This is a genomic window from Flavobacterium collinsii (assembly GCF_902804485.1).
GTDB classification, from domain to species: domain Bacteria; phylum Bacteroidota; class Bacteroidia; order Flavobacteriales; family Flavobacteriaceae; genus Flavobacterium; species Flavobacterium collinsii.
Map to the genome: position 1 here is coordinate 1 of NZ_CADCST010000078.1, position 12,522 is coordinate 12,522.

General features: G+C 34.2%; 13 protein-coding genes. 3 read left to right on the forward strand and 10 right to left on the reverse strand.

Annotation, left to right across the window (positions count from 1 at the left end; all coding sequences use genetic code 11):
• Nucleotides 1–780 precede the first annotated feature (780 nt).
• Entirely contained in the window at nt 781–2,016 is a 1,236-nt protein-coding gene (locus FLA105534_RS09605; RefSeq protein ID WP_173965910.1) for an ABC transporter permease, read from the reverse strand.
• A gap of 116 nt (nt 2,017–2,132) precedes the next feature.
• The gene (locus FLA105534_RS09610) at nt 2,133–2,627 is read right to left on the reverse strand and encodes a YkgJ family cysteine cluster protein (protein WP_173965911.1); all 495 of its coding nucleotides are present in this window, start codon (nt 2,625–2,627) and stop codon (nt 2,133–2,135) included.
• A 74-nt stretch (nt 2,628–2,701) separates the two neighbouring features.
• On the opposite strand from FLA105534_RS09610, the gene FLA105534_RS09615 reads away from it, so the two are divergent.
• Nucleotides 2,702–3,409 carry a class I SAM-dependent methyltransferase gene (locus FLA105534_RS09615; protein ID WP_173965912.1) on the forward strand — a complete coding sequence of 236 codons (708 nt, stop codon included), beginning with the start codon at nt 2,702–2,704 and terminating at the stop codon, nt 3,407–3,409.
• 12 nt (nt 3,410–3,421) lie between these two features.
• On the forward strand, nt 3,422–3,967 hold the full coding sequence (locus FLA105534_RS09620; RefSeq protein ID WP_173965913.1) for a YfiT family bacillithiol transferase: 546 nt from the start codon (nt 3,422–3,424) through the stop codon (nt 3,965–3,967).
• Nucleotides 3,968–4,053: 86 nt separating this feature from the next.
• Here the strand turns inward: FLA105534_RS09620 and FLA105534_RS09625 are convergent, their stop codons facing one another.
• From FLA105534_RS09625 to FLA105534_RS09655, 8 genes are all read right to left on the reverse strand, one after another.
• On the reverse strand, nt 4,054–4,686 hold the full coding sequence (locus tag FLA105534_RS09625) for a 7-carboxy-7-deazaguanine synthase QueE (protein WP_173965914.1): 633 nt from the start codon (nt 4,684–4,686) through the stop codon (nt 4,054–4,056).
• Between the two features lie 100 nt (nt 4,687–4,786).
• Nucleotides 4,787–6,454, reverse strand: a complete 1,668-nt coding sequence (locus FLA105534_RS09630) for a tetratricopeptide repeat protein (RefSeq protein ID WP_173965915.1) — start codon at nt 6,452–6,454, stop codon at nt 4,787–4,789.
• Between the two features lie 17 nt (nt 6,455–6,471).
• Nucleotides 6,472–7,395 carry a PstS family phosphate ABC transporter substrate-binding protein gene (locus FLA105534_RS09635; protein WP_173965916.1) on the reverse strand — a complete coding sequence of 308 codons (924 nt, stop codon included), beginning with the start codon at nt 7,393–7,395 and terminating at the stop codon, nt 6,472–6,474.
• 2 nt (nt 7,396–7,397) lie between these two features.
• Nucleotides 7,398–7,628: a hypothetical protein gene (locus FLA105534_RS23805; RefSeq protein WP_246253210.1), complete on the reverse strand. Its 231-nt coding sequence runs from the start codon at nt 7,626–7,628 to the stop codon at nt 7,398–7,400.
• The gene (locus tag FLA105534_RS09640) at nt 7,628–8,428 is read right to left on the reverse strand and encodes an energy transducer TonB (RefSeq protein ID WP_173965917.1); all 801 of its coding nucleotides are present in this window, start codon (nt 8,426–8,428) and stop codon (nt 7,628–7,630) included. Before FLA105534_RS09640 ends, FLA105534_RS23805 begins: the two co-directional genes overlap by 1 nt.
• Nucleotides 8,429–8,464: 36 nt before the next feature.
• Complete coding sequence (locus tag FLA105534_RS09645; RefSeq protein WP_173965918.1) at nt 8,465–9,013, reverse strand: ExbD/TolR family protein; 549 nt, start codon at nt 9,011–9,013, stop codon at nt 8,465–8,467.
• Nucleotides 9,014–9,032: 19 nt separating this feature from the next.
• The gene (locus FLA105534_RS09650) at nt 9,033–9,665 is read right to left on the reverse strand and encodes an ExbD/TolR family protein (RefSeq protein WP_173965919.1); all 633 of its coding nucleotides are present in this window, start codon (nt 9,663–9,665) and stop codon (nt 9,033–9,035) included.
• A gap of 57 nt (nt 9,666–9,722) precedes the next feature.
• Nucleotides 9,723–10,547 carry a MotA/TolQ/ExbB proton channel family protein gene (locus FLA105534_RS09655; protein ID WP_173965920.1) on the reverse strand — a complete coding sequence of 275 codons (825 nt, stop codon included), beginning with the start codon at nt 10,545–10,547 and terminating at the stop codon, nt 9,723–9,725.
• Between the two features lie 379 nt (nt 10,548–10,926).
• Here FLA105534_RS09655 and FLA105534_RS09660 point away from each other — a divergent pair, with 379 nt between their 5' ends.
• Nucleotides 10,927–12,444, forward strand: coding sequence for a helicase HerA-like domain-containing protein (locus tag FLA105534_RS09660; protein ID WP_173965921.1), 1,518 nt, complete (start codon nt 10,927–10,929; stop codon nt 12,442–12,444).
• Nucleotides 12,445–12,522 lie beyond the last annotated feature (78 nt).

A 12,522-nucleotide genomic window follows, 5' to 3' on the forward strand; every position in this document is an offset into this window, starting at 1 on the left:
TTTCTAAATGGCAAGAGATTTTTGAAGTTTTTTTTAAGAAAATTTCTTTCCTTTTTCCCTTCTCTCCTTACCAGTCTTTCAATGAGCTTCCCGTGTTTTACCTCACTTAACTTCTATTTTTAAAAGTGTTCGGTGAACTTCGTTTGCGGGGCGCAAATGTAATATCCATTTTCAAATCTCACAAGCTTTTTTAAATCTTTTTTTGAAAATTTCTTTTCGTTTTAATTCGTTTGCTTGTCAGTATTTCAGTGAACGTCTATCGCTGTTGCGGGTGCAAAAGTAGTCACTTTATTGAGTTCTGCAAGCTTTTTATCGAACTATTTTGAATCTTTTTTCAAACTTTATCTTAACACTCTGATAACACCCCTTTTACAAATTAAACTATTTTCAGGTTTGAAAGGTTTTTCTTTAGTGAATTAGATTCAATACTACACCTTCCTTTGAAACACCCCTATTTTACTAGTCTCGCAAAGACACCAAGACGCCAAGTTTTTATTTTATGACCAATCTTTCCTCTGAAAACCTCTACCCTAGCCCCGATAGAAGTGGAAATCCTTTTGCTTTTTCCTTTAAAAAGCAAAAGATTGAAACGAATAGCGGGAGAAAGCTACTAAATATCCCAAATCTCAAATTCCAAATCTCAAATTCCAAATTCCAAACCTCAAAGCTTCGACTTCGATCAGCTGGACAAAAACTACTCTTATCTAATAGGTAGTAAAAAAAACAAACCCGACAGGTTGAAAAAACCTGTCGGGTTGTATATATAACAGAACAACAAAATTACTCGAAACGAATGGCTTTAACAGGGGAGATCTTTGTGATTATATAGGAAGGAATTAACAACACTATGAAACACACTCCAATCGTAAGCAAATTCAACAAAACAATATACCCCCAATTAAAATAGACTGGCGCCTCATTTACATAGTAGTTCTCAGGATTCAAACGAATTATTCCAAAGTGCTGCTGAATCAACAACAAAACAATACCAATTAGATTACCCCAAAACAAGCCTTGAATAATAAGATAAAAAGCATTATACAAAAATACCTTTCGAACTGTCCAGTTATTAGCCCCTAATGCTTTTAGAATTCCAATCATCTGAGTCCGCTCCAGAATCAAAACCAATAAAGCCACAACCATATTAATGGTAGCAACCAATATCATTACACCTAATATAACAATGATATTAAAATCAAAAAGCTGTAACCAATCAAATATATAACTATACTTTTCGATTATCGTTTTAGTATCTAAATTAGAAGATGTTTGATCGTAAATTTTCTCTCCCGTTGTTTTAATAGCATCAAAGTCCTTAATAAACACTTCAAAAGCACCAATTTGATCGGCACTCCATTTATTTATCCTCTGAATATGCCTGATATCACCAAATATATAGGTTGCATCAAAATCCTGAAATCCTGAGCTAAAAATTCCAGCGATTTTAAATCTACGACTATTAGGCATTTTACCCTGCTCCTCTTTTATAAAAAAGGTATTAAAACTATCCCCAACTTTAAGATGAAGCCGGTTCGCAAGAAACCTGGAAATCAACACATCCTCATTCAGAGCTTTCGCATAATCCGGCACCCTTCCTTCTACAAGATACTCTTCAATGTTCTTCCAGTCATAATCTGCCCCAACCCCTTTGAAAACTATACCTTCAAAAGAATTTTCTGTTCTGATAATTCCAGCCTTAGTAGCTATTGCCTGAATATGACTAACTTCAGGAACCGATTTGAAATTGGGATAAAAGTCTTGCTTTTTCAAAATTGGAATCAGCGTAACCTCGGAATTGTTATTATCGAAATTTGATATTATAATCTGCCCGTTGAAAGCGGAAACTTTATCCCGTATTTTTTTCTGCAAGCCAATACCCGTTGCAACAGAAACAATCATCATTATCATACCAATAGCGATAGCCGAAATAGCAATTTTAATGATTGGCGCCGAGATACTGCTTTTAAAATCTCTGGCAGTAATAAGTCTTTTAGCTATGAAATATTCTAAATTCAAATTTTAAATTGTCTTGAAATTATTAATTATATCCCTTCTGGATTCATTCGAATCAAAATTACATTTAAAAAAGCAAAAAAAATGCTTTTAAAAACAATTACGAATTATTTAAGATCTTACAAAGGAAGTTTCTTTTTCATTTCTTCTACTATATTGTAAGCAGCAGGACAAATCGCAACATTTTTTAATGTTAAGTCCGCAATCTGATGAAATTTTTTACGATCAGTATGCGGGAACTCCCTGCAGGCCTTCGGACGAACATCATAAATCATACAATAATTTTCACTATCCAAAAAAGTACAAGGCACGCTTTTTAACACATAATCTTTGTCCTCATCAATTTTGAGATATTGTTCAATGAATTGTTGTGGCTTTTGTCTGAATGATTTTGAAATCCTTTCGATATCAGCCAAAGTAAACAAAGGCCCGGTCGTTTTACAGCAATTAGCACATTGCAAACAATCTGTTTTCCTAAATTCAGCATCATGCAAATCCTGCATCACGTAATCCAAATTCTTCGGTTGTTTCTTTTTAAGCTTATCAAAATACTTTTTGTTTTCGATATGCTTATCTTTGGCTAACTTATTTAAGTTATTTAAAATTTGCTTCAAGTTTAAAATTTAAAGTTGATGTGCAAAATTAAACAACTTTAAACTTGAAACCTTAAACTTTGAACTAAAATACGATGAAAGATCTTTTCGGGAAAGCCATGTATGATTTCCAAACCAATAATTCACCAGAGGATATTATTACCGAAACTTCAATTTCTGAAGAAGATGAGATGAGTGTGGATTATTTATTTCGTTCGTATAACGAAATGCCTAAACTCGAACAAAAAGCATTACAACTGGCATTCGGAAAAACTTTAGATGTAGGCTGCGGAGCAGGAAGTCATAGTTTGTCTTTACAAAAGGATCGAAATCTGGACGTTACAGCGATTGACATTTCACCAAAAGCGATCGAAACCTGTAAACTGCGTGGGGTACAAAACGCCAAGGTTCAAAATATACTGGATTTTGACGAAGGAAAATTCGATACTATCATTTTATTAATGAATGGCGTTGGAATTTTTGGCAAATTAAACAACTGCAACCAATACCTGTCCAAACTTAGGTCATTATTGAACCCCGGAGGACAAATATTACTTGACAGCTCAGACATTATTTACATGTTTGACGAAGATGAAGATGGAGGAAAATGGATCCCATCAAGCAATGAGTATTATGGGGAGCTTGTTTTCAATATTTCATACAAAGGAGACAAAGAAGAACCTTTCGACTGGTTGTACCTAGACTACAATACCCTACAAAATGCTGCTAATGCCAACGGATTAAAATGCGAATTGATTCTCGAAGGCGATCATTATGATTATCTGGCCAAACTTTCTTTATAAAATGAGTAAATTATGAACGAAACAGATTTAGAAAAACTAAAATATCCCATTGGAAAATTTCAAGCTCCAAAAGATTACAATGCCGAATATATTTCCACTAATATCGCCATCATCGAATCGTTTCCGAATAAATTAAAGAAAGAAACTATTGATTTGACTGAAGAACAGCTCGACACTCCATATCGTCCTGGCGGATGGACTGTTCGACAAGTAATTCACCATTGTGCCGAAAGTCACATGAACTGTTTTATCCGATTAAAATGGGCTTTAACAGAAAACAATCCGGTAATAAAGGCTTATGATGAAAAATTGTGGTCGGAGCTTCCGGATAATCTGACCATGCCGATCGAACCAACCTTACAGTTATTGGAAGGATTGCACTTTAGACTAGCCTATATCATGAAAAATCTAAGCGGGTCAGATTTAGACAAATCGTTTATTCATCCCGAAAATAATTCCGAATACTTATTAAAACAAATTATTGGAATGTATGCATGGCACAGTAACCACCATATGGCTCATATCACCACCTTAAAAAAGAACAAAAACTGGGATTAGAACAAAATGTTTATTTGTTTCACATAGCACAGCTCCTATTATAAAAGAAAAAATCTCTTCAATTGAAGAGATTTTTTTATATCGATTTAAGGAATATTTAAATACTTATGCGTTTGAAGTGAAACTCTCCATTTCGGATTGTTCATTACATAATCAACAATCAGAGGTGTCATTTCTTCTTTTTTACTCCATTCCGGCTGAAGAAACAATATAGCATTATCATTTACCAAATCTGCCTGCTCTTCTGCAAAAATAAAATCGTGCTTGTTGTAAATAATCACTTTTAACTCATGTGCATTATCATATACGGTTTGAGTTGGCAGTTTATTCTTTTTAGGAGAAAGGCAAATCCAATCCCAGGTTCCAGTTAACGGATACGCGCCTGAGGTTTCAATATGAACTTTCAATTTTTTATTCTTCAACTCCTGAGTCAACAAACTCATATCCCAAGTTAAAGGCTCACCACCAGTAATCACTACAGTATCAGCTTGACTTGACGCATTACTTACAATTAAATCAATACTCGTTGGCGGATGTAACTCAGCATTCCAACTTTCCTTCACATCGCACCAGTGACAACCAACATCACAACCTCCAATTCGTATAAAGTAAGCAGCTGTTCCGGTATGAAAACCTTCCCCTTGAATGGTATAAAATTCTTCCATCAAAGGCAACATAGCTCCTTTATTTACTTCTAATTGTATTTCTTTTGATAACATTATTTTATTTTAAAGTGCAAAGATAGTCAATTAAATACGGAACAAAAAAAACCGATAGTTCAAAGAAACTATCGGTTATTCATTTAATTAAAAACTTATATTATTTTAAAGTTTTTACAGATTGTGTTGCGTAAGCATTTGTAGGATCTAAAGCTAAAGTTTTATTGAAATACTCAACCGCTTTTACTTTATCCGTATTAGCATAACTCGCACCTATACTGTTGTAAGCCTCCACTACTTTTTTCACTGTAGCTGGTTTAGCCAATTCTTCAGCTCCTTTAGCAGTGATACTTGTAACATATTCTTCGTAGTTTTTAATGATCAAATCATCTTTCTCCAACAAGTTATTGATTCTTCCTTTATACAAGTAAGCTTCACTATAAGATGGAGAAGCTTCTAATATTCTATCAAAAGCAGCTTCAGCTTTTCCTAAAGCAACAGCATCTGCAGCACCATTCGTTTTATTTGCGTTCGCATAATAAAGAGAAATACCGTAGTAAATATTATCATCTAAATAGTTTTTAGACTCTTTATTAGTTGTTCCAAGCTCTAAAACAGCAGCTGCCTGAGTAAATTGTTTCTTTCCAAACAAAGCTTTTCCTAAATCAGAAAGTTCTTCCACTACTAAAGGCTCTAATTCAATAGCTTTTTTGATATCTGCTAAACCAGCGTCAAACGAAGCCTGATCTACAGTTCCGTCTGCAGCAGTTCCTTTTTTAATTTTAGACAAACCTAAGTACAAATAATCTCTACCAATTACTTTATTAGAAGGTACTTTGATATAATCTTCAATAGATTTGATAGCTACATCAACATTTCCGTTCTCATAAGCAGCATAACCTAAATATCTAAAAATTCTAGGATTTACTTTATCTTCTGCAATCATCTTGTTCGCAACAGTCTCTAAACTCTTATAATCTTTAACCAGAATTAAGAAATCAGCATGACGCATTTTTGAATCTAAAGAGTAATCCGTAAGATTTAAATACTTCTCATAGTTTGTAATTGCATTTTGCATATTTACTTTAGAAGTAGATGGTTTATTTCTACCCCATTTGTAATAGGTCTCAGCCAATTCTCTGTAAACAGGTCCGTAGTTAGCATTCAAAGCGATTACTTCATTAAAAGATTTGATCGCCTCATCATAAGACTTAGCCCCTTTCAACAAAACTCCCAATTGCATTTTTGCTCTCAAAAGTGTCGGATCTGCAGTAAACGCATCACGGTATGCTTTGTACGCATCGTTTTGATTGTTTGCTCCATAATACGCATCACCAATAGCCAAAAGTGCAGTTGCATTTTGAGGATCAATTAATAAAGCACGTTTCAGAGTAGCAATCGCATTTGCATAGTCTGGTGAAGTAGAATTCATATATGCTCTACCGATGTAAATGAACTCCTCTACATCTTTACGCTTCATATCTTTTATCGCCAAACCAAAGTTTGCCTGAGCAGCAGCAGTATTTTTTGTATCAAGATCCAACTGACCTAATCCTATATAACTTAAGTTTTTCTTATCTGACGCCTGTAAACCATTTGCAAAGTAAATTTTAGCAGAATCAATAATTGCCTGATTTAAATACACATTACCTAAAACAAAATTAGCTTCTCCGTCAGAAGGTTTTGCTTTGATGATTGATTTTAGCAATGATTTTGCTTTTTGAAATTGCTCAGCGTCTATTGCCTTTTTAGCTTCTTTGATATCTTGCGCTTTTGCAACAGTAGCTGAAGCAACTAAGGCAAGACTAAAAATTTTAAATTTATTCATCTCTAATTGTAATTAATTTATTCTTTATCTTTTACTATTTGACTCCTTATTATAAGCTTTCTTCCAGGAGATCTAACTGGTAACAAACCAGATTTTAAAACTATCCTTTGTCCAATATCACCAGCAATAAAGGATGCAAATCCCATACCCAAACCAGAGTAACCCTGGCAATTTACAATAAACAAATCACGTGCCAAAGGATATTTTTCTTCGGCAAGATCATTTTGAGTAGGACTGTAATATTGATTACTATTTAGTCCCTTAACACTCAATACATTTATTTTCTTAACCACACCTGCCATGCTTGGTGAGGGCTGAGAGAGCCAATTTACACCAACTACCCCAATCATACCATCATTCTCAGACACAAATTTAATAACTTCGTCGTTCGTCTTAAAGGAAAAAACACCTTTTGCAGGAATATCTTTTACTTTAGCCAACTCCTTCATATAACGCACCGTGCTTGAGTTTGGATTATCAAATACAAGTCCTTTAATTCTTGCATCAGGTTTACCCTGCATAAAATCGATTACCGTTTTCAACGCTATTAATGTATCATTATTGCCTTTGTTCGAAATAAAAGCAATTGCATCTGTCGCAAAAGGGGTAACTCTAGGTTTAATTTTACTTTTTTCAAATTTAGCTACTTCTTCTTTAGTCAAATTTCTTGTAGTTATTACCACTTTAGCTTTCTGATTTAACAAATCATTGATAAGCTCTCCTTCTGACTTAGGTTTAACTGTAAATTTAGCATCGGAATAGGTTCCTTCAAAAACCGCCACCTGATCATCTACAATAGGCTTTACAGTTTCATCAACAGTAATATCAATCGATCCTTTTAAAATTGTTTCATTATCAACTTCATTCTTGCTTTTTTGGTTGCACATCGCAAACAAAAAAACAAAAACAATTAAGCCTGCAATTTTACTATACTTTAACATAATTATTCTGATTTTGAATTAATTAATCTCAAAAAACGAATTGCTGAATACACTATCAATAATCCACCAAAAGCATATCTGTATTTAGGTTCCATTTCCAGCGGAAGTTTCTCCCAAAACATAATCATTAAACCGAGTACAAGATATATTAAAAAAAACAGTATTCCTAAAACAAGAAGAAATCGCTCTTTGAGCGATTTCTTCTGAATATTATTAAGCATATTTTTTAACATTATTCTGCAGATTGAATAGTAATAGGCAGAGAGTAAAGTACTCTAACTTTTTTACCATTTTGCTCGCCAGGAGTCCATTTCGGGCACTTTTTAAGAACACGAATCGCTTCTGCTCCTGTACCGTAACCGATATCCCTTAAAACTTTAATGTCGGTTAATGAACCGTCTTTTTCAACTACAAAAGTAACATAAACTTTACCTTTTAAACCTTCTTCTTCCGGAGTCTTGTAATTGTTTCCTACGAATTTGTAGAATTTTTCAATTCCTCCTGGGAAGTCTGGTTTTACCTCGATACCTGCAGTGTTATAAACATTGTTATCTTCCTGAATGATCTCAGTAACCGGTCCTTTACCAACTGGCTCATCCACAGTTAAAACTGCATCCGGATCACCTTTGATAGTTTCGGAACCGATTTTTTTCTCCTTCAGCTCCACAATCTTTGGTGGCTCCTCGGTAATTTCTTCAGTCTTAGCAACAACAGGCTTCACGAACTTTACCTGATCCACTTTCGGTGGAGGAGGTGGTGGCGGTGGCGTGTTAGGCTTTACTTCCTCTTTTTTAGGAGGTAATTTTATCTTAGTAAGCTTAATCTCGTTCGCTACCACATCATCTTTAGATTCTGGTAATAAACTCACAATAAGAGGAGCTGCAACTGCTAAGCTAAATATAACAGAACCGATGATAAGTGCTCTTACCGTAGTTTTATTATTTGATTTTCTTAACTCATATGCACCGTATATCTTATTACGTCCTTCGAACACGATATCAAGCCACTGATTTTTTATAATATCTAATTTCATTTTTCTCGATTATTAGGTTATTAAAAAAATAAAAAATTATTTTTTCTCTAACAATTCTTTTTCTTTAGGAAGAAAATCATTAACAATAGCATAAGTTTCAACTCCAGTAATCGCCATTTCATCCAAAATGTCAACTAGATTCTTATACTTCGATTTCTTACCTGGCTTGATGATCACAATAATCCCTTTAGCTTTAGTTCCAGTATATTCAATTACTGATTTTTTACGAGCTAATAATTCTCTACGAATTCCATCTTTACCATATGCAATATCTTTCGGCCCAGCAATAGGACTATCAAGCAATCCCATATAATAGATAAGCTTATTATTCTCACCCATCATAATAGTCAAGGTTCTCTTTTCATCAACCTTCATATCTACATTCTTCGGATCTTTATCATCCTTATCTGGCAAACCTAAGGGCATCGCTTGAGGTTTAGACAACGTAGTGGTCAACATAAAGAACGTGATCAATAAGAAAGCCAAATCTACCATTGCCGTTAAATCGACTTTAGAATTTTGCTTTTTACTTCTTACTTTACCACCTTTTCCGCCACCACCGTCGCCGGTATTTAATTCAGCCATTTTAGTGTATATTTTTTAATTAAAAGTCTTTTCCTCTCATACCTGTAACCAAGCTAAAGGTATTGATTTTCTGATCTTGCAAAATATCCATAATCTTTTTAATTTGTGGATAATCTTCTTTTGCATCTCCTTTTATCGCAATTTGCAATTCTTTAGTTCCTCCGCTAAGATCAATTGCTGCTCTTCTAGAAACCAACAACCATTCTTTTAATTGATTATCTAAAGAATCTATAGGAATTCCAGGCTGAGGCGCTTTGGCTCTATCAGCAGCTTTCATTTCAATGATTTGCTTCAAATTAGCCAACGGCACACCGAAATCATCCATTAATGCAAATTCCGCTTTATCATCTTCTGAAAATTCCACACCTAATTTTGCCGACATACCGTTAAGAGTTTCTTTACGTAACTCTCTCCCTTTTAGGTCAAAAAACACTTTACTGATTCCATCTTTTCCTTTACCAATAGTAATAATTGCTAAATCTGAATCTGGCAACTTAGTTAGTACTGTAGAAGAAGGCGTATCAACAGGAAGTGCCTCAGGCACTTTAGCGGTAGCGGTCAAAATAAAGAACGTAAGCAAAAGGAATGCAACATCACACATCGCAGTCATATCTGTCGATGTCGACTTTTTTTTCATTTTTAATTTAGCCATTCTCTTTTATTTTTTTTTGATATAATTAATTGTACTTATTAAATATTCAAAAATTAATTATTGTTTCAAACTTCCTCTGAATTTTCTGTAAGTGTTTACAATAGTAACAGCAGCCTCATCGATAGAATAAGTTAAATCGTCAATTTTACCTGTAAAGAAGTTATAAGAAACGATTGCGAAGATTGAAGTAGAGATACCTGTTGCAGTGTTGATAAGTGCTTCAGAAATACCTGTTGCAAGTACAGCCTGGTCTGGAGTTCCAGCAGTAGCTATCGCACCAAACGCTTTAATCATACCTGATACAGTTCCTAATAATCCTCCTAAAGTTCCTAATGATACTAAAGTAGAGATGATAGTCAAGTTTTTCTCTAACATTGGCATTTCTAATGAAGTTGCCTCTTCGATTTCTTTGTGGATTACTTCTGAAGCTTCTTCACTATTGAAACCTTCTTTTTTAACGTCTTGGTATTTAATCAACGCAGATTTAATTGCATTTGCAACTGAACCTTGTTGTTTGTCACATGCAGCGATAGCAGCTTCAATGTTTCCTTCTTTAATATTTCCTTGAACATTTTTCATGAATGTATCTAAATTAGCTTTTCCAGCTGCTTTACCGATAACAATGAATCTTTCAATAGAAAAAACAACAACCATTAAAAGCATACCTAATAAAACTGGTACGATAAAACCTCCTTTATATACCATTCCTAAAGTATTAATCGGGTGACCTGTTTCTGGATTTCCTCCTTCAAAGTTAGCTGAATCCCCCATAATGAACTTCCAGATTAACCATCCTACAAAAACACATGCTGCAATAATGATTCCTGAAATCATTCCTCCTCCATTTGAAGTGCTTTCTTTTTTAACTTTAACGTTTGCCATTTTTTTTAATTTTAATAGTTTTAAATAATTTTATTTTTTAGTTATATTTAACTTGTAGAGGAGCAAATTTATACGTTTAGTTTAAATAAAAAAACTTTTTTTAATTTAATTGAAGGAAATTTAACGTCAATTTAAAAAATATCTCATTAAATTGCTGACTGTGTTTTCTAGATAAAACAAAAAAAAGGACTAATAATGGGAAAATTACAACGTTTTAGTAAATATTCAAACAATCCTTTGATATCTTCTTAAAAAGTTGCGAAATTATTTTTTATATAATTTTCAACCAAAAAAGGCTTTTTCTTACTAAAAATAAAGAACCAAAAATGTTAAAAAATCGAGCAATACTCTTATAATCATCTAAATTACAAATAAAAACATGAATAAAAAAGATAATTTCATTCAGGATATAAATAATGGCTATGTTTCTAAGGGCGACAGCATCATTCTTGGCAGCGCCATTCTGGACGGAGAACCACTTGGAGAGGCTCATGTGAAGATTCCCCTGAAAACATTAAACCGCCACGGATTAATAGCAGGCGCGACCGGAACAGGAAAAACCAAAACGATACAGGTTTTCTCTGAACAACTTTCGAATGCGGGGATTCCTGTTTTGATGATGGATATTAAAGGTGACTTTAGCGGAATTGCCGAAGAGGGTAAAGAAGAGGGTTTTATAACCGAGCGTCATGCCAAAATAAACATACCTTATAATGTAGCTTCTTTTCCAGTTGAATTAATGTCACTTTCCAAACAAAATGGAGTTCGTTTAAGAGCTACGGTTTCTGAGTTCGGCCCGGTTCTTTTTTCCAGGATTCTAGATTTAAATGATACACAGGCAAGTGTAGTAGCCGTTATTTTTAAATATTGCGACGACAATAAAATGCCACTGTTGGATTTAAAAGATATCAAGAAGGTTCTCAATTATATTACCGAAGAAGGCAAAGATGAAATAGCCGCCAATTATGGCAAAATCTCAACCGCAACTACCGGAACTATTCTAAGAAAAATAATCGAACTGGAACAACAAGGCGGTGATTTGTTCTTTGGAGAACTTTCTTTTGAAATTGATGATTTAATGCGAATTGACGAAAATGGAAAAGGATATGTAAACATTATCCGATTGACAGATATTCAAGACAAGCCTAAATTGTTCTCGACTTTTATGTTGAGTTTACTGGCCGAAATTTATCAGACAATGCCGGAAAAAGGAGATGTAGTACAACCGGAACTGGTGATTTTTATTGATGAAGCACATTTGATTTTTAACGAAGCCAGCAAGGCACTTTTGGAACAAATCGAAACAATCGTAAAACTAATTCGTTCTAAAGGTGTTGGAATTTATTTTGTAACCCAAAATCCGATGGATGTTCCAAGTGGTGTATTGGCGCAATTGGGTTTAAAAATTCAGCATGCGTTACGGGCTTTTACTGCCAATGACCGTCAGGCGATTAAAAAAACAGCAGACAATTATCCAACTTCACCTTATTATAAGACCGATGAGCTATTAACCAGTTTGGGAATCGGAGAAGCTTTGGTAACAGCCTTAAATGAAAAAGGCATCCCTACTCCTCTTGTCGCTACTATTATACGCGCACCAATGAGTCGAATGGATGTTTTAACTCCGGACGAAATTGAAGCGATCAACAGTAAATCAAAACTGGTTAAAAAGTATGTTGAGGAAATAGATCGCGAAAGCGCCTACGAAATTCTAAACAAAAAGATTGAAGAGGCCACGCAAGCAGCCGCACAACAAGAGGAAGAAACACCAGCAAAATCATCTAAGTCCGAACCGAGTACAGCAAGCGTTGTTGGAAAATCAGTTTTAAAAGTGGTTACTAGTGCTACTTTTATAAGAGGTGTTTTTGGGGTTCTATCCAAAATGTTTAAGAAATAACAATTATCAATGGCGGTGGCAATGTCAAAAATCAATTCCAATGTCAGAAATCAATGTCAATTTTAAATTGTTTTTTGA

Bases quoted from the DNA above. Each gene is read 5' to 3' on its own strand.
- FLA105534_RS09615 (WP_173965912.1), top strand. From the start codon at position 2,702: ATGAAAGATCTTTTCGGGAAAGCCATGTATGATTTCCAAACCAATAAT.
- FLA105534_RS09620 (WP_173965913.1), top strand. From the start codon at position 3,422: ATGAACGAAACAGATTTAGAAAAACTAAAATATCCCATTGGAAAATTT.
- FLA105534_RS09625 (WP_173965914.1), bottom strand. From the start codon at position 4,686: ATGTTATCAAAAGAAATACAATTAGAAGTAAATAAAGGAGCTATGTTG.
- FLA105534_RS09630 (WP_173965915.1), bottom strand. From the start codon at position 6,454: ATGAATAAATTTAAAATTTTTAGTCTTGCCTTAGTTGCTTCAGCTACT.
- FLA105534_RS09635 (WP_173965916.1), bottom strand. From the start codon at position 7,395: ATGTTAAAGTATAGTAAAATTGCAGGCTTAATTGTTTTTGTTTTTTTG.
- FLA105534_RS23805 (WP_246253210.1), bottom strand. From the start codon at position 7,628: ATGTTAAAAAATATGCTTAATAATATTCAGAAGAAATCGCTCAAAGAG.
- FLA105534_RS09640 (WP_173965917.1), bottom strand. From the start codon at position 8,428: ATGAAATTAGATATTATAAAAAATCAGTGGCTTGATATCGTGTTCGAA.
- FLA105534_RS09645 (WP_173965918.1), bottom strand. From the start codon at position 9,013: ATGGCTGAATTAAATACCGGCGACGGTGGTGGCGGAAAAGGTGGTAAA.
- FLA105534_RS09650 (WP_173965919.1), bottom strand. From the start codon at position 9,665: ATGGCTAAATTAAAAATGAAAAAAAAGTCGACATCGACAGATATGACT.
- FLA105534_RS09655 (WP_173965920.1), bottom strand. From the start codon at position 10,547: ATGGCAAACGTTAAAGTTAAAAAAGAAAGCACTTCAAATGGAGGAGGA.
- FLA105534_RS09660 (WP_173965921.1), top strand. From the start codon at position 10,927: ATGAATAAAAAAGATAATTTCATTCAGGATATAAATAATGGCTATGTT.